General features: G+C 69.1%; 15 protein-coding genes. 10 read left to right on the plus strand and 5 right to left on the minus strand.

The genetic code is table 11. The features are described from left to right. The first annotated feature begins 134 nt into the window (after positions 1–134). The 4 genes from EZE58_RS12585 to EZE58_RS12600 are packed head-to-tail and all read left to right on the plus strand — an operon-like array spanning position 135 to position 3475. Complete coding sequence (locus tag EZE58_RS12585; RefSeq protein WP_131248245.1) at positions 135–812, plus strand: TetR/AcrR family transcriptional regulator; 678 nt, start codon at positions 135–137, stop codon at positions 810–812. Positions 813–846: 34 nt separating this feature from the next. Then, entirely contained in the window at positions 847–1734 is an 888-nt protein-coding gene (locus tag EZE58_RS12590) for an ATP-binding cassette domain-containing protein (protein WP_009376668.1), read from the plus strand. Next, positions 1731–2855 carry an ABC transporter permease gene (locus EZE58_RS12595; RefSeq protein ID WP_167560662.1) on the plus strand — a complete coding sequence of 375 codons (1125 nt, stop codon included), beginning with the start codon at positions 1731–1733 and terminating at the stop codon, positions 2853–2855. The genes EZE58_RS12590 and EZE58_RS12595 overlap by 4 nt, the downstream gene beginning before the upstream one ends. 44 nt (positions 2856–2899) lie before the next feature. Then, positions 2900–3475 carry a GNAT family protein gene (locus EZE58_RS12600; RefSeq protein ID WP_009376670.1) on the plus strand — a complete coding sequence of 192 codons (576 nt, stop codon included), beginning with the start codon at positions 2900–2902 and terminating at the stop codon, positions 3473–3475. Positions 3476–3547: 72 nt separating this feature from the next. Here the strand turns inward: EZE58_RS12600 and EZE58_RS12605 are convergent, their stop codons facing one another. Genes EZE58_RS12605 through EZE58_RS12615 form a run of 3 tightly spaced genes read right to left on the minus strand, consistent with a single transcriptional unit; the run spans position 3548 to position 5728 of the window. After that, a complete protein-coding gene (locus EZE58_RS12605) occupies positions 3548–4282 on the minus strand; it encodes an ABC transporter permease (RefSeq protein WP_009376679.1) in 735 nt (244 codons plus the stop codon). Beyond that, positions 4279–5064: an ABC transporter ATP-binding protein gene (locus EZE58_RS12610; protein WP_009376681.1), complete on the minus strand. Its 786-nt coding sequence runs from the start codon at positions 5062–5064 to the stop codon at positions 4279–4281. The genes EZE58_RS12605 and EZE58_RS12610 overlap by 4 nt, the downstream gene beginning before the upstream one ends. 43 nt (positions 5065–5107) lie before the next feature. Then, positions 5108–5728, minus strand: coding sequence for a TetR family transcriptional regulator (locus EZE58_RS12615; RefSeq protein WP_063249473.1), 621 nt, complete (start codon positions 5726–5728; stop codon positions 5108–5110). A gap of 226 nt (positions 5729–5954) precedes the next feature. Here EZE58_RS12615 and EZE58_RS12620 point away from each other — a divergent pair, with 226 nt between their 5' ends. From EZE58_RS12620 to EZE58_RS12635, 4 genes are all read left to right on the plus strand, one after another. Next, on the plus strand, positions 5955–7220 hold the full coding sequence (locus EZE58_RS12620) for a pyridoxal phosphate-dependent aminotransferase (RefSeq protein ID WP_167560664.1): 1266 nt from the start codon (positions 5955–5957) through the stop codon (positions 7218–7220). A gap of 38 nt (positions 7221–7258) precedes the next feature. Further along, positions 7259–7996 carry a GH25 family lysozyme gene (locus EZE58_RS12625; protein WP_167560666.1) on the plus strand — a complete coding sequence of 246 codons (738 nt, stop codon included), beginning with the start codon at positions 7259–7261 and terminating at the stop codon, positions 7994–7996. 425 nt (positions 7997–8421) lie between these two features. Further along, the gene (locus EZE58_RS12630; RefSeq protein WP_167560668.1) at positions 8422–9318 is read left to right on the plus strand and encodes a sulfite exporter TauE/SafE family protein; all 897 of its coding nucleotides are present in this window, start codon (positions 8422–8424) and stop codon (positions 9316–9318) included. A gap of 145 nt (positions 9319–9463) precedes the next feature. Continuing rightward, positions 9464–9922 carry an Rrf2 family transcriptional regulator gene (locus tag EZE58_RS12635; protein WP_040341421.1) on the plus strand — a complete coding sequence of 153 codons (459 nt, stop codon included), beginning with the start codon at positions 9464–9466 and terminating at the stop codon, positions 9920–9922. Between the two features lie 27 nt (positions 9923–9949). Here the strand turns inward: EZE58_RS12635 and EZE58_RS12640 are convergent, their stop codons facing one another. Beyond that, positions 9950–10939: a LysR substrate-binding domain-containing protein gene (locus EZE58_RS12640; protein ID WP_009376692.1), complete on the minus strand. Its 990-nt coding sequence runs from the start codon at positions 10937–10939 to the stop codon at positions 9950–9952. Positions 10940–11029: 90 nt separating this feature from the next. Here EZE58_RS12640 and EZE58_RS12645 point away from each other — a divergent pair, with 90 nt between their 5' ends. Both EZE58_RS12645 and EZE58_RS12650 read left to right on the plus strand, forming a co-directional pair. Continuing rightward, positions 11030–12616, plus strand: a complete 1587-nt coding sequence (locus EZE58_RS12645; protein ID WP_167560670.1) for an aminotransferase class V-fold PLP-dependent enzyme — start codon at positions 11030–11032, stop codon at positions 12614–12616. Positions 12617–13021: 405 nt separating this feature from the next. Further along, positions 13022–14530: an MFS transporter gene (locus EZE58_RS12650; RefSeq protein ID WP_081590970.1), complete on the plus strand. Its 1509-nt coding sequence runs from the start codon at positions 13022–13024 to the stop codon at positions 14528–14530. Between the two features lie 80 nt (positions 14531–14610). Here the strand turns inward: EZE58_RS12650 and EZE58_RS17495 are convergent, their stop codons facing one another. Continuing rightward, positions 14611–15441 carry a GntR family transcriptional regulator gene (locus EZE58_RS17495; RefSeq protein ID WP_009376695.1) on the minus strand — a complete coding sequence of 277 codons (831 nt, stop codon included), beginning with the start codon at positions 15439–15441 and terminating at the stop codon, positions 14611–14613. Positions 15442–15585 lie beyond the last annotated feature (144 nt).

The raw sequence follows: 15585 nt of genomic DNA on the forward strand, positions 1-15585 counted from the left end.
CTCTGGGGATTGCCGTCATCGGATACTCCTCGGGGAGTGCACGCGGAGTCGGACTCCACTTGCATTACGTATCGTAACGCAATGTAAGATGGTCTTCAACGTCCCTGGTGCCGGGAGTCCCGGCTGCAGTCGACGTGAGCGACCCGACCCGAAGAAGGAGTGTCGACATCATCATCCAGAGGCTCTCCGGTCGCCCTCGAGACGATTCGATCGACTCCTCGATCCTCGACGCGGCGGCACGGATCATCATCGACGACGGCTACTCGGCGGCGACGATCGCGGCGATCGTCAAAGCGGCCGGAACGAGCAAACCCGCCTTCTACCGTCGCTTCGACAGCGTCGCCGACCTCGTCCCGGCGCTCGTCGAACGGCGCCATCAGCTCAGCGTCCCCGCCGACACCGGGTCGCTGACCGGCGATCTCTGTGCCTTCCAGACTGCACAGGCCGAGATCTTCAACGACCCGTTCGTCCGGGCGGCGATGCCGGGCTGGCTTGCGCACATGCAGGAGTCCCCGGAGACCTCGGGACCGTTCGTCGAGGGCTTCCTCCCGCAGCGGATGGCTGTGCTCGAGGCGATCCTCGCCCGGGCGGAGGAGCGCGGAGACGCGGTGCGCTCCGGCCTCGACATGGACACCCTCATGGAGGCGTGCGTCGGCCCCTTCCTCATGCGCTCCCTCATCCCGGGTGCACCACTGCTCGACGACGCCGACGTCGATCGCACCGTCGCTCTCGCCTGCCTGCTCATCGACCAGGCGAGCGCCGCAGCCTCGGCTCCCCCGGCCAGCGGAGTCCGATCTCGTCCGCACGACTGAGCCGCAGACGGCCGCTCGGCCGTAGCGTGGGAGCATGATCACTCTCGAGGGAATCTCCCGCAGCTTCGGTGCCACGCAGGTGCTCCACGACCTGAGCTTCTCGATCGGCGCGGGCCGGATGACCGGCTTCGTCGGATCGAACGGTTCGGGGAAGACGACGACGATGCGCATCCTCCTCGGCGTCCTCGCCGCAGACAGCGGACGGATCACCGTCGACGGCACCGACATCACCCCTGCCGATCGGAGCGCGATCGGCTACATGCCCGAAGAGCGCGGGCTCTACCCGAAGATGCCGATCATCGATCAGCTCGTCTACCTCGCCCGCTTCCACGGGCTCAGCCGCCACGACGCCAAGCGCCGCGGACTCGACCTCCTCGAGCGCCTCGACCTCAAAGGCGAGCCGAGCGACACCCTCGAATCAGTCAGCCTCGGCAACCAGCAGAAGGTCCAGATCGCCGCCGCGCTCATCCACAGCCCGCGCGCCCTCGTCCTCGACGAGCCCTTCTCCGGCCTCGACCCCGCCGCCGTCGAACGCACTCTCCAGGTGCTCTCGGACTTCGCCGCCACCGGCGCCCCCGTCCTCTTCTCGAGCCATCAGCTCGACCTCGTCGAACGCCTCGTCGACGACCTCGTCATCATCGGTGACGGCCGGCTCATCGCGACGGGCACGGCCGATGAGCTGCGCCGCTCCCGCAGCCTGCCCGAGTGGACGCTCGAGGCCGACGCCGACCTCGCGTGGGTCCGTGAGGTCCCCGAGGTCGACGTCACCGAGTTCGACGGCTCGTGGGTGCGCTTCACCGCCCCGGATGCCGATGCCGCCGAGGCGGTCCTGCGCCGGGCGCTGTCCGTGTCCTCGGTGAGGTCGTTCACCCCGCACTCCGTTCCACTCAACCGTCTCTTCCAGGAGGTCACGCAGCCATGAGCACCATCACCGCAACGGACCGGACTGCACCGACCCGGCCCACCCGGGCGAGCTTCACCACGGCCATCGGCCTCGTCATCGAACGCGAGATCATGGTGCGGGTGAAGTCGAAGGCGTTCATGATCTCGACCCTGCTCTCGATCGTCCTCTTCGGCGCCGCCGTCGCCGCATCGGGGGCGCTGCCCTCTCTGTTCGCCTCGACGGACAAGGTGGCGGTGACCTCGGCGGAGACCGTGGCCGGGATCGAGGGCATCGAACCGGTCGAGGTCGCCGGCGTCGAGGAGGCGAAGGAGCTCGTGCGCACCGAGGCGGTCGCCGCGGCCGTCGTCGACTCACCGGACTCGCCGACCGGCACCACCGTCATCGCCCTGCGGTCGGCCCCGGAGTCGCTGGCCGGGGCGCTCAGCCTCACCCCGGACGTCGAGATCCTCGACCCCGACGCCCCGGATCCGACGCTGACGAAGTTCATCGGACTCGGCCTCGGGCTCATCTTCCTCAGCTCCGCGATGACCTTCGGGGTGACGATCGCGTCCTCCGTCGTCGAGGAGAAGCAGTCGCGGATCGTCGAGATCCTCCTCGCCTCCGCCTCGGCGAAGGTGCTCATGTTCGGCAAGGTCATCGCGTGTTCGATCCTCGCGTTCGCGCAGATCGCGCTCACCGCGGTCGCCGTCCTCGTCGGGGCCGCGATCAGCGGCAACGATCTCGTCCTCGGCCGCCTCGCCGCCCCGATCGCGTGGTTCATCCCGCTCTTCGTCGTCGGCTTCGTCATGATCGCCGCCCTCTACGCGGCGGCCGCCTCGATGGTCTCCCGGTCGGAAGACCTCGGGTCGACGAGTTCCCCGCTCATGATGCTCATCCTCCTGCCGTACATGGCCGTCGTCCTCTTCGCCGACAACGAGGCGGTCATGGCCGTGCTCAGCTACATTCCGTTCTCCACCGCCGTCGCCGTGCCGATGCGGGTGTTCATGGGCACGACCGAGTGGTGGGAGCCGGTCGTCTCGCTCGCGATCCTCGGTCTCACGACCGTCCTCGCCCTGCTGCTCGCGACCCGCATCTTCGAGGGCTCGATCCTCCGCTCGGGTCCGCGGGTGACGTGGAGGCAGGCCCTGCGTCCTGCGTGACCCGCACCTTGACCGCCGGGTCCCGGCGTGGTTCGGTAGACGCTATGAGCGAGCCGGCACTGACGCTGCACACCGATCGGCTGCGACTGCGCACCTACCAGCCCTCCGACGCCGAGGCGCTGCTGCCGATCTACTCCCGCGAGGACGTCTCGCGGTTCCTCCTCGGCGACCCGTGGACCGCCGAGGCGGCGCGCACCGAGGTCGGCAAGCGGCTGCAGCGCACGGGGCTGAGTGGGGAGGCGAAGGCGCTCGCCCTCGTCATCGAGACCGATGACGACAACGACGCGATCGCCGGGTCGCGGGTCATCGGCGACATCGGGATCTGGCTCGACGGCACTGATCCGACGAAGGCGGAGATCGGCTGGGTGCTCGACCCTGCCGCGAGCGGTCACGGCTTCGCCTCGGAGGCCGCGATCGCCGTGCTCAACATGGCCTTCGACGACTGCGAGCTGCGTCGGGTCGTCGCGCAGATGGACGCCCGGAACACCGCCTCGGCGAAGCTGGCCGAGCGGATCGGGATGAAGCGGGAGGCGCATCTGCGTCAGGACTGGTGGTCGAAGGGCGAGTGGACCGACACCCTCGTCTTCGCCATGCTCGCCAGCGACCGCGTCACCGCGTGAACACGGCCCGACCCGATCGCACCACCCCGCCCGCCGCATCAGCGAGCGATGACGACGCACCGCGCACGGCTCCTACGGGGTGCGCCTGCACAGGGTGAGCGACCCGACGACGATCGCCCCGACGATCCAGCAGCCGATGAAGAGGATCCGCAGCCACACCCAGCCCGCGTCCTCGTCCCCGGTCGCCACCGCCGTGAGCGCGTCGATCGCGTGGGAGAGCGGCAGCCAGTCGCCGATCACCTCGAGCACGTCCGGCAGCCGGTCACGCGGAAGGAAGATCCCGCCGAGGAGGATCTGCGGGAAGACGAGGACCGGCATGAACTGGACGACCTGGAATTCGGTGCGGGCGAACGCGCTCGCGAGCAGCCCGAGTGCGGTCCCGAGCAGGGCGTCGGCGATCGCGACGACGAAGAGGAGGCCGAGCGAGCCGTCGATCGTCAGACCGCACACCCCCACCGCGAAGGCGACGGCGATCGCCGTCTGGACGATCGCGAGGAGCCCGAAGGCGAGTGTGTAGCCGAGGATGAAGTCGCCCTTGCCCAGCGGCATCGACAGCAGGCGCTCGAGGGTGCCGCTGCGCCGCTCACGCAGGGTGCTGATGCTCGTGACGAGGAACATGACGATGAACGGGAAGAGCGCGAGCATCGCCGGCCCGATCGTCTCGAACACATCGGTCTCGTCGAAGATCCACGCGACGAGCCCGATGAGCAGGCTCGGCACGACGAGGAGGAGGGCGATCGTGCGGGGATCGTGGCGGATCTGGGCGAGCACGCGACCCGTCGTCGCCAGCGTGCGCTGCGGGGTCATCGCCGACCTCCCCTCGGCCGGGCGGGGCGCCTCTCGCCGAGGAGGCGGTGGCCCTGACCTCGGTCATCGCTGAGGTCGCGTTCGATGATCCGGAGGAAGGCGTCCTCCGCCGTCGCCGACCCGGTCTCGCGGAGGAGACTCTGCGGAGACGAGTCGGCGATGACACGGCCATCGCGCATGAGGAGGAGCCGGTCGCAGCGCGTGGCCTCGTCCATGACATGGCTCGAGACGAGGATCGTCGCCCCGTCGTCGACGAGCCCCCGGAAGATGTCCCAGAGTTCGGCGCGCAGCACGGGGTCGAGGCCGACCGTCGGCTCATCGAGGACGAGCAGCTCGGGGGTGCCGAGCATCGCCGCCGCGAGCGACACCCGGTTCGCCTGACCGCCTGAGAGCGTCCGGGCGAGCTGGCGAGCCTGCGCGCTGAGCCCGGTGCGCTCGATCACTCGGGCGACGTCGGCCGCCGGAGCCCCGACGACGCGGGCGAAGTAGCGAAGGTTCTGTTCGACGGTGAGGTCGTCGTAGATGCTCGCCTGCTGGGTCATGTAGCCGACCCGGTGGCGCAGGGCGGACGATCCCGCGCGCCGTCCGAGCACGCTGACCTCGCCGCCGCGAATGGTCTGCACCCCGACGATCGCCCGCATGAGCGTCGTCTTCCCGCTGCCGCTCGGGCCGAGGAGTCCGACGATCTCCCCACCGGGCACGCTGAGATCGAGGCGGTCGAGGACCGTCGTCCTCCCGCGCCGGACCGTGAGGTCCCGGATCTCGATCGAATTATTCACCATATGATGAATTACACGCCCGATGCGCGCTCACGTCAAGGGTCGGTCAGCCGCCACGACCGTCGATGTGCCCCTGCAGAGCCGGACCGACCCGGGCGATCACCTCGTCCAGCGGCACCGAGGCGAGCGGTTCGAGGACGACGACGTGCCGGACGATGAGCGCCCCCGCCATCTGGGCGAGAACGAGGGAGGCCCGCAGATCCGCCTCGGTCGCCTCGACGCCCTCGGCCGCAAGCCTCCCGGCGATCTGACTGCCGAGCTCGCGGACGAGGAACTGCCTGACCAGACCGCCTGCGGCCGAACCCCCGATCGCCGATTTGAGCAGGGTGATGCCGACGGGCTTGACCCGCGGATCCTCCCACGCCGTGAGCACCGTCGTCGCGATCGCATCGCCGAGGCGGTCGAGCGGGGCGTCGAGCGCGCGGCGGACGATCCTGTCGGGGCGGACGGGAAGCCTGACCGCCTCGGCGAAGAGGGCGGCCTTCGAGTCGAAGTAGTGGTGGATGAGGGCGGGGTCGACGCCGGCCCGGCGGGCGATCCCCCGCATCGAGGCGGCGTCGTAGCCGCGCTCGGAGAACTCGGCGGCGGCCGCCTCGGCGATCGCCTGGCGCGCGTCACCGCCGGACGACTTCGGCGGACGACCGCGGCGGCGCTGGTTCGGGGGCACAGACCTCAGCTTAGTCGGGTGCGATCGGCTGGGCACTGTGCACGGAGGGAGCAGACCGCGCCGGCACCGGCATCGCGCGCTGGTCCGGACGCCGCTGCAGCGCAAAGGTCTGCACAACGGTCCGCCGAGGCGGCCAAAGGTGTTCGAAACGCGCCTCTGCCGGGTCGGAACCACCCAGGTTCGGGCAATAGCGTGGGAGAGGCAGAACTCTCAGGGAAAGGCTCACATGTTCAGGCAGTCGTCGAAGCTGGCCAACGTCCTCTATGACATCCGGGGACCCGTCCTCGAAGAGGCGGAGGCGATGGAGGCAGCGGGACACACGATCCTCAAGCTCAACATCGGCAATCCGGCACCCTTCGGCTTCGAAGCCCCCGAGGCGATCGTCCAGGACATGGTCGGCCACCTGCCCCACGCGCAGGGCTACTCCGAGTCCCGCGGCATCCTCTCCGGCCGCCGCGCCGTCGTCCAGCACTACGAGTCGAAGGGGATCACGAACCTCGACACGCGGGAGGTCTTCCTCGGCAACGGGGTGAGCGAACTCATCACCCTCTCCCTCCAGGCACTGTGCAATCCCGGCGACGAGATCCTCGTCCCCAGCCCCGACTACCCGCTGTGGACCGCCTCGGTGGCACTGTCCGGCGGCACCCCGAAGCACTACCTCTGCGATGACGAGAACGGCTGGCTGCCCGACCTCGAGGACCTCGAGTCGAAGATCACCGAGCACACCCGCGGCATCGTCGTCATCAACCCGAACAACCCGACCGGCGCCGTCTACCCGCGCGAGACGCTTGCGGCGATCGTCGACATCGCCCGTCGGCACGGCCTCATCGTCTTCGCCGACGAGATCTACGAGAAGATCACCTACAACGGCGTCGAGATGGTCAACATGGCCACCCTGACCGGCGACGACGTCCTGTGCCTGACGTATTCGGGTCTGTCGAAGGCCTACCGGATCGCCGGCTACCGGGCGGGCTGGCTCGCGATCACCGGACCGCTGGCGGAGGCGAAGAGCTACATCGAGGGGATCACCCTGCTGGCGAACATGCGGATGTGCGCGAACGTCCCGGCTCAGCATGCGATCCAGGCCGCTCTCGGCGGGCGCCAGTCGATCGAGGACCTCGTCCTGCCGACCGGTCGCCTCGGCGAGCAGATGGCCGTCGCCCATGCCGGGCTCAACGCGATCGACGGCGTGAGCGCGCAGCAGGCCGATGGGGCGCTCTACCTCTTCGCGAAGCTCGATACCGAGAGGTTCGGGATCACCGACGACGAGCAGTTCGCGCTCGACCTCCTGCGCGAACAGAAGATCCTCATCTCCCACGGCACCGCGTTCAACTGGTCGCGCCCCGATCACTTCCGGCTCGTCACACTGCCCTCGGTCGACGTGCTCGAGGAGTCGATCGGTCGCCTCGGCGAGTTCCTCTCCGGTTACCACCAGGTCGCGCCGACGACGTGCGAGCTGCCCGTCGTCCGTGATGTCGAGGGCGCGGCCTGAGCTCGTGGGGATAGCGGGACCGCCGCTAACCTGGGGTGATGGGCGCACACCACTCCTCACGACGGCGGCGCGGCAGGCGTTCGCGCAGGCCGCTGATCGTCACCGCGATCGTCCTCGTCGCTGTCGTCGGCATCGGTGCCGCCTGGTGGTTCGCCTACGTGCCGAACGGCAGGCCGGCGTTGCGCGCGGGCGAGGTGCTCGCGATCGACGTCTCCAACCATCAGGGCGCCATCGACTGGCCAGCCGTCGCCGGTGACGACGTCGGGGCCGCGATGATCAAGGCGACCGAGGGCAACGACTACGTCGACCCCCGCTTCACCGAGAACTGGGCGGGTGCAGGCGAGGCCGGGATCCGTCGCGGCGCCTACCACTTCTTCACCCTGTGCTCGCCGGGCAACGAACAGGCCGAGAACTTCCTCTCAGCAGCCCCGCCCGACGCGGATGCGCTCGCCCCGGCGATCGATCTCGAGCTCATCGGCGCGTGCGAGAGGCGACCGTCCCAGGCCGAGGTCGATGCCGAGCTCACCGACTTCCGCCGCACCGTCGAGGAGGCGTGGGGTCGGCCCCTGCTCGTCTACGCGAGGGGGTCCTTCACCTCCGAGTATTCGATCGGCGCGCTGGCCGAGCGCCCGCAGTGGGTGACGAACTACTTCGTCCGGCCGGCCGACGACAGCTGGACGATGTGGCAGGTCCACTACTTCGCGAAGATCGACGGCATCGAGGGGCAGGTCGACCTCGACGTCCTCCGCCTCGGCGCCATCCCCCGCTCGGAGTAGTCGAACGACCGGTGCACCCCGGCATCCCGGCATCCCGACAACCCGGCGCCGGACGGCAGCGCACCCCGCCGCCGAACGCACCCCGGCACGCACTCCACCCCTCCACCACGTCGGCATCGTGTCCTCCGCGACGGCATCTCCTCCACTACCTCGGCATCTCCCCCATCACGACGACACAGTTGAGCAATCTTGGCTCCCCACCCACTGATCCCGCACCGCCCAACCGACGATTCCCGCCGCCAGCCCTTCAGCAGACAGGCCCAACGCGGCCCGAGACACCGCGACCATCCGCCGAATCACCGCCACTCTCCGCCTCGCCGCGTCACAGAAGTTCATAGTGTAGTAATCCACTCAACTTAGTGGCTATTGTGTGGGGGTACCGCAGAACTGCTCAACAATCCTCACGCAACGGAAAGGCGGCCTCCATGCGGCAGCTCATCGTCTTAGGCATCGTCGGGCTCATCGCCCAGCTCATCGACGGCTCCCTCGGCATGGCGTACGGCGTGACGTCGACGACCCTGCTGCTGGCCACGGGCATCGCCCCGGCGACCGCCTCGGCGGCGGTGCACTTCTCCGAGATCGGCACCTCCCTCGTCTCCGGCATCTCCCACCACAAGTTCGGCAACGTCGACTGGCGCACCGTCCTCATCCTCGCCGTTCCCGGATTCATCGGCGCCTTCGCCGGTGCGACGTTCCTCGCCGGCCTCAATGGCGATGCGGCGACGCCGTGGATCTCGGGCCTCCTGCTCGCCCTCGGCATCTACGTGATCTGGCGCTTCCTCGCCCTCGGCGGGGCGAGGCCGACGTTCAAAGCGCGTCCGGGGAAGACCCTCCTCGTCCCCATCGGCCTCGTCGGCGGCGCCCTCGACGCGATCGGCGGCGGGGGCTGGGGTCCCGTCGGCACGACGACGCTGCTCTCCTCCGGTCGCCTCGAACCGCGCAAGGTCGTCGGCTCGATCGACACGAGCGAGTTCGTCGTCGCCGTCGGCGGCTCGCTCGGCTTCCTCTTCGCCCTCGGTTCACAGGACATCGAGTGGTCGATCGCCGGGGCCCTCCTCGTCGGCGGCATCATCGCTGCCCCCTTCGCCGCGTGGCTGGTGAAGATCCTCCCCGCGAAGGTGCTCGCGATCGCCGCGGGCGGCATCATCATCCTCACCAACGCACGGACGATCGCACTGGCTCTCGGCGCCTCGACCCCGGTGCTCACGACGATCCTCATCGGTCTCGCGCTCGTCTGGGTCTCGCTCCTCGTCCATGTCGTCCGCCTCGAGCGGAAGTCGCGACGCGAGGAGGCGGCCGAACCGGTCGCGGCCGACGCCTGAGCCGCTGAGCTGTCCACGGCACCGCGGAACGACCACGGTCGGGCCGCGGTGCCGCCGTACGATGACAGTCCCGCCGCACGACGACGGCGCCGCTGCACCTTCACGGTCCCGCAGTGCGAGGACAGTGCCGCTGTACGATGACGGCATGCGGGTCACCACGAAATCCGACTACGCGCTGCGCGCGCTCATCGAGATCGCCGCCAGCGGCGACGGCGACCCCATCAGCGCCGACGAACTCGGCCGCCGCCAGGACATCCCGAAGGGGTTCCTCCAGGCCATCCTCGCCGACCTCCGCCGGGCAGGCATCCTCGTGTCCGTGCGCGGGAAGTCCGGAGGGTGGCGGTTCGCGGACTCCGCCGCCGAGGTGACCGCAGCCGATGTCATCCGCGCCGTCGACGGCCCCCTCGTCTCCATCTACGGCCAACGCCCCGAGGCCGTCGAGTACGATGCCGCCGCCGAGGCGCTCCAGCAGGTCTGGGTCGCCGCCCGCTATGCGCTGCGTGACGTCCTCGAGAAGGTGACGATCGCCGACCTCGCGGCGAAGACCCTGCCTCCGGAGATCGCCGACAAGGCCGCGATCGAAGACGCCTGGCAGCCGCACTGAGCGCTCACCACTGGAGACTCGGTGTCCTCACCGCCAGACCGCGGTGACCGTGCGGACGTCGGCGTCCACCTCGGCGAGGGCGGCGGAATGGGCGGCGGCGATCGGATCGTGGCGCGCGGGTCGGCGGCTCGGACCGAGCACCCGGGCGCGGGAGACGAGGAGGACGTCGCGGCGGGCGGCCGTGAGCGGCAGCGGCACCACGTCGATCTCGGGATCGCTCGGCAGTGACGACTCGGGGATCATCGCGACGGCGAGTCCGGCGGCGATCATCCGGTTGATCGCCGCGTAGTCGTCCATCCGCATGCCCACCCGGGGTTCGAATCCCGCGGCGAGGCACAGCGCCCGGATGACCTCGTCGATCGCATCGCCCGGGTCGATGCTGAAGGCCCACGACTGCGTGACGAGGGCGGCGAAGTCCGGCATCCCGTGGGCATCGACGGGGATGGGACCGACGGATGCAGGCACGCAGAGGAAGAGCCGTTCGGAGTAGAGGTGCTCGGCGGTGAGGCTCGGCGGGATCCACACCTTGTCGACGTCGGTCGAGACGAGGAGCGCGAGGTCGAGGTCCCCGGCCTCGAGGCGGGAGACGAGCTTCGCGTGCTCGTCCATCGTCACGTCGAGCGCCGCCCCGAGCCCCGGGGAGTCCTGGTGCCAGCGCGGTCGCTTCTGCAGCTCGTGGTGGAGTTTGGGGATGACGCGGGCGCCGACGGTCGGAACGGCTCCGATCTTCACCGGCACCGCCTGGGAGTCGCGCCACAGGCCGACCTCGTCGACGAGGCGGTCGCAGAGTCCGAGGATCTCGACGCCGCGGGTGACGACGAGGGCGCCGACAGTCGTCGGGTGCGATCCGCGCGGGGTGCGCTCGACGAGCGTGGCTCCGAGCGATCGCTCGAGGTTGCCGAGGTGATGGTTGACCGTGGGCTGGCTCCAGCCGAGCGCTGAGGCCGCTGCGGCGACCGACCCGGAATCGGCGACGGCGCGCAGCGCCACGAGACCCCGAGTATCGAGGACTTCCATTGGTCTACCCCCATGATCTCTATAGTGGCTATAGAGTACGGGAGGAAACTTGGTATTCTCCTCAGACTCCTCGCTCCTTACATTGGAGACATGACCGTGCACCAGGACTCCCCCATGCCCGCAACCGCCCGCGCGCACACGCGCGCGCCCTACGCCGACGCCCTCGCGACGGCGGCGGGCCGCGATTCGCTCTTCCTCTCGACTCCGGGGCACGGCGGCAATCGGGAAGGGATCTCCGCAGGTCAGGCCGATTTCTTCGGCGATCACACCCTCGCCCTCGACATCCCCCCACTCTTCGACGGCATCGACCTCGGCGTCGACACCCCCAAGGACGAAGCGCTGCAGCTGGCGGCCGAAGCCTGGGGGGCCAGGCGGACCTGGTTCCTCACCAACGGCTCCTCCCAGGGCAACCGGATGGCGGCCCTGGCCATCGGCACCCTCGGCACCGGAGTCATCACGCAGCGCAGCGCCCACTCGAGCTTCATCGACGGCATCGTGTTGGCCGGACTCAACCCCCGCTTCGTGTCCCCCAGCGTCGATGAGGTCAACGGCATCGCCCACGGCGTCACCCCCGACGCCCTGCGCCACGCCATCCGCATGCACCCGGAGAAGGTCACCGCGGTCTACCTCGTCACCCCGAGCTACTTCGGCGCCGTCGCCGACGTCGCGGCACTCGCCGAGGTGGCCCATGAGGCCGGCGCGATGCTCGTCGTCGACGCGGCCTGGGGCGCCCACTTCGGCTTCCACCCCGACCTGCCGGCCTCCCCCGTGACGCTCGGGGCCGACATGGTCATCATGAGCACCCACAAGCTCGCGGGCTCCTTCACCCAGTCCGCTCTCCTCCACCTCGGCGACACCGAATACGCCGATCGCCTCGAGCCGGCACTCGCCCGCGCCTTCATGATGACGGCCTCGACGAGCGAGAACGCCCACCTCATGGCGTCGATCGACATCGCCCGCCGGGAGCTCGTCAACGCCGAGGACGCGATCACCGACTCGCTCGAGAACATCCGGCAGATGCGCGCCCAGGTCGAGGGGACGGGGCGCTACCGCCTGCTCTCCGGCGACTTCCTCAGTCATCCCGACGTCGTCGACATCGACCCGTTCCGCCTGCCCATCGACATCACCGCCACCGGTCTCGACGGGCACACGATCCGCAAGCGGCTGGCAGAGGACTACGGCATCTTCGCCGAGATGGCCACGGCCACCACCCTCGTCGCGCTCATCGGACTCGGCAAGTCCCCCGACATCACCCCGCTGCTCACCGCCCTCGACGAACTCCGAGACGAGCACGCGGCGACGGTCGACGCCGCCGCGGACGACGAGGCAGCAGTCGGCACGGCAGCAGTCGAGGACGCTGTCGAGGACACCCCCGTCGAGATCCCGCCGCTGCCGAGCGCCGGTGATCTGGTCATGCTCCCCCGTGAGGCGTTCTTCGCCGAGTCCGAGGTCGTCCCCGCCGCCGAGGCGGCCGGCCGGATCAGCGTGAGCTCGCTCGCGGCGTACCCGCCCGGGATTCCGAACGTCCTTCCCGGTGAGGAGATCACCGCGGAGACCGTCGCCTTCCTCCAGGCCGTCGCCGCGAGCCCGTCCGGCCACGTCCGCGGCAGCGTCGATCCCGGACTCGAGTCCTTCCGCGTCGTCCGCTATCCCCACGCAGGAGACTCTCCGCTCTGATCTGAGCATCGCCTCGAGGGCGTGCGGATCCCGTCTCGATGGGGTCCGCACGCTTTTCTTCTGAGGCAGGAACTCCGGTCCCGGACGAATCGGAGCACCACCTCGGCGGGGAACGCACACCCACCTCGGCGGGGGTCGTGATGATCACATCTGCCGAGGTGACGAACACGGCCGAGGTCGATGATCGGCAGGGCCGTCGCTGCCTTGTCGCACAAGGGCTCCTGCGCCCTCGAGCCGCCCAGAGTACGGCTGCATCGCGCACCAAGGAAACAAGACTCCTTGCGTGATCCGGTTCACTCCGACTGTTGACATGGTTTGCACACCGCGCAATGATGTTCTGCATTGTCTTTTTGAAGCCCAGCATGTGAGCGGCGATTGCACTGCTGTCAACGTGAGGATTCTCAGATGACCACCGGCCACTCGGAACCGTCCAGGGAAGGCCGAAAGCCCTTCCGCATCAAGCGGAGGAAGAAGCGTTTGGATGCCGATGACTGCATCGTCGTCGAACCGAAGTCCATCCGCACCGCCATCGGCGGGACCACCGTCGGCAACTTCATGGAATGGTTCGACTTCGGCGTCTACGGCTACCTCGCCGTGACGATGACGACCGTGTTCACCGAGGGCATGGACAAGCAGATGGGTCTGCTCGTCACCCTGCTCGGCTTCGCGGTCTCGTTCCTCGTCCGCCCGCTCGGCGGCATGGTGCTCGGACCCCTCGGCGACAAGATCGGCCGGCAGAAGGTCCTCTTCTTCACGATGGCGACGATGGCCACCGCCACCGCTCTCATCGGCATGCTCCCCACGGCCGCCCAGGTCGGACTGTGGGTGATCATCCCCCTCTACATCCTCAAGATGATCCAGGGCTTCTCGACCGGCGGCGAGTACGCCGGTGCGACGACCTACGTCTCCGAGTTCGCTCCCGACAAGTCGCGCGGCTACTGGGCGTCGTGGCTCGACGTCGGCTCGTACCTCGGCTTCGCAGCCGGTGCGGGCACCGTCGCCATCACCTCGGTGGTGACGACGAGCATCTGGGGCGAGAACGCGATGGTCGACGGCGGCTGGAGGATCCCGTTCCTCGTCGCGATCCCGCTCGGCGTCGTCGCGATCTGGTTCCGGATGAAGATCCCCGAGACCCCCGGCTTCGAAGCGGCCCAGCACGAGGGCCTCGTGACGAAGGACAACGACGACCCCTACGCCCGCCACGGGCTCATCGGCGTCATCCGTCACTTCTGGAAGGAGATCCTCATCGGCATCGCGATCGTCGCGGGATCGCAGACGATCGGCTACGCCCTCACGAGCTTCATGCCGACCTACCTCGAGGAGACGGTCAAGGTCTCGAACATCCAGGCAGCCGTCGTGACGATCCCCGTGCTCGTCCTCATGTCGGCGAGCCTGCCGCTCATCGGACGTCTCTCGGACAGGCTCGGGCGGAAGTTCGTCTTCGGCCTCGCCGCCGGGCTGACGATCGTCCTCATCGTCCCCGCCTTCGCGGTCATGCAGATCGGTGAGATGTGGGCGGTGACGATCGCCCTCTTCATGGTCGCCGTCCCCGCGGCGTTCTACATCGCCTGCCTCGCCTCGACGCTGCCGGCGCTCTTCCCCACCGCCTCGCGCTACGGGGGCATGGGACTGACCTTCAACCTCGGCGTCTCCCTGTTCGGCGGCACGACTCCGCTGTTCAGCCAGGCGCTCATCGACCTCACCGGCAACTCGTACATGCCTGCCTTCTACATCATGTTCTTCTCGGTGATCGCGTTCGTCGCCGTGTGCTTCATGAAGGAGTCGGCGCACCGGCCCCTCCTCGGGTCGTTCCCGACCGTGAGCTCGCACGAGGAGGCCGTCGAGCTCGAGAAGACCCAGGACGACAACCCCGACATCGACCCGGAGACGATGCCGATCGGCGCCGGGAGGTAAGCGCTCGCCCTTCCCGTTCTCGCCCCTCGACGCCCGCGCTTGGCCGCCCGCGTCGAGGGGCGCCGGTCGTCTCGGGCGGCTCAGGCCTCCGTGCGCCGGAAGAAGTAGAGGTTGCGGGTGACGAGCTCGGCCACCTCATCATCGGCCCCGGTTTCGATGAGGTCGACGATGTCGATGAGCTCCTTCGCCGAGGTGACCGCGATGTCCTCGACCGCGACCCCTCCGACCGGCGCCTGCCCGCCGATGCGCGACTGATCGCGCAGGCGCAGGCTGATCTCCGCGGCCCGGGATCCGAGGCCGAAGGCGAGCAGGGACTCATGAAACCGGCGGTCGTGGGTGTAGAAGCCGACGATGTCCCCGGCTTCGGCGGCGGTCACCGTCGCCTCGGCGTGCTCGCGCAGCTGCCGCATCCGGTCGCCGATGTCGGGGCGGGCTGTGTCGGGGTGGGCTGTGTCGGGGTGGGCTGTGTCGGGGCGCGCTGAGTCGGGATCGGCGGCCACGCCTGCGGGTCCGGTCCCGGCGATCTCCGGGTCGCCGGCTTCCGGAGTCCCGGCGATCTCCGGGTCGCCGGCCTCCGGAGTCCCGCCGTCGGAGCCCGCACTTCTCAACTGCCGGCAGAGTTCGCGGACGGCGGGGACGGCGAGGAGCACACGGATGCGGATGATCTCCTCGAGGTCGGCCTCGGTGACCGGGACGAGCCGGAACCCGCGGTTGGGCACGGCCTCGACGGTGCCTTCGGTGACAAGGGCCATCATCGCTTCGCGCACCGGACTGAGCGAGATGCCCAGCTGCTTCGCGAGTCCCGCGGCGGAGTAGATCCGCTCCTCGTCGAGCTCTCCGGTGGCGATCGCGTCGCGGATGATCGCCAGCGCGTGCTCGCGCAGCGACGGTGGTGCCGTTGGTCGATCCATGCTCACCCTCCTCGCTCACCTGTCGCGATCTGCTCGCCGGAGTTCCGGTCGAACTCTCCCGCACAAACCTGCACGCTGAACTCCCGCGCGATCTGCTCGTCCGACTCCCGCACAAACTTCGCAGAGCTATTGACAGCATAGCCC

This window comes from Brevibacterium sp. LS14, assembly GCF_012027885.1.
Taxonomy (GTDB): Bacteria; Actinomycetota; Actinomycetes; order Actinomycetales; family Brevibacteriaceae; genus Brevibacterium; species Brevibacterium casei.

Bases quoted from the DNA above. Each gene is read 5' to 3' on its own strand.
- EZE58_RS12590 (WP_009376668.1), top strand. From the start codon at position 847: ATGATCACTCTCGAGGGAATCTCCCGCAGCTTCGGTGCCACGCAGGTG.
- EZE58_RS12595 (WP_167560662.1), top strand. From the start codon at position 1,731: ATGAGCACCATCACCGCAACGGACCGGACTGCACCGACCCGGCCCACC.
- EZE58_RS12600 (WP_009376670.1), top strand. From the start codon at position 2,900: ATGAGCGAGCCGGCACTGACGCTGCACACCGATCGGCTGCGACTGCGC.
- EZE58_RS12605 (WP_009376679.1), bottom strand. From the start codon at position 4,282: ATGACCCCGCAGCGCACGCTGGCGACGACGGGTCGCGTGCTCGCCCAG.
- EZE58_RS12610 (WP_009376681.1), bottom strand. From the start codon at position 5,064: ATGGTGAATAATTCGATCGAGATCCGGGACCTCACGGTCCGGCGCGGG.
- EZE58_RS12620 (WP_167560664.1), top strand. From the start codon at position 5,955: ATGTTCAGGCAGTCGTCGAAGCTGGCCAACGTCCTCTATGACATCCGG.
- EZE58_RS12625 (WP_167560666.1), top strand. From the start codon at position 7,259: ATGGGCGCACACCACTCCTCACGACGGCGGCGCGGCAGGCGTTCGCGC.
- EZE58_RS12630 (WP_167560668.1), top strand. From the start codon at position 8,422: ATGCGGCAGCTCATCGTCTTAGGCATCGTCGGGCTCATCGCCCAGCTC.
- EZE58_RS12635 (WP_040341421.1), top strand. From the start codon at position 9,464: ATGCGGGTCACCACGAAATCCGACTACGCGCTGCGCGCGCTCATCGAG.
- EZE58_RS12640 (WP_009376692.1), bottom strand. From the start codon at position 10,939: ATGGAAGTCCTCGATACTCGGGGTCTCGTGGCGCTGCGCGCCGTCGCC.
- EZE58_RS12645 (WP_167560670.1), top strand. From the start codon at position 11,030: ATGACCGTGCACCAGGACTCCCCCATGCCCGCAACCGCCCGCGCGCAC.
- EZE58_RS12650 (WP_081590970.1), top strand. From the start codon at position 13,022: ATGACCACCGGCCACTCGGAACCGTCCAGGGAAGGCCGAAAGCCCTTC.
- EZE58_RS17495 (WP_009376695.1), bottom strand. From the start codon at position 15,441: ATGGATCGACCAACGGCACCACCGTCGCTGCGCGAGCACGCGCTGGCG.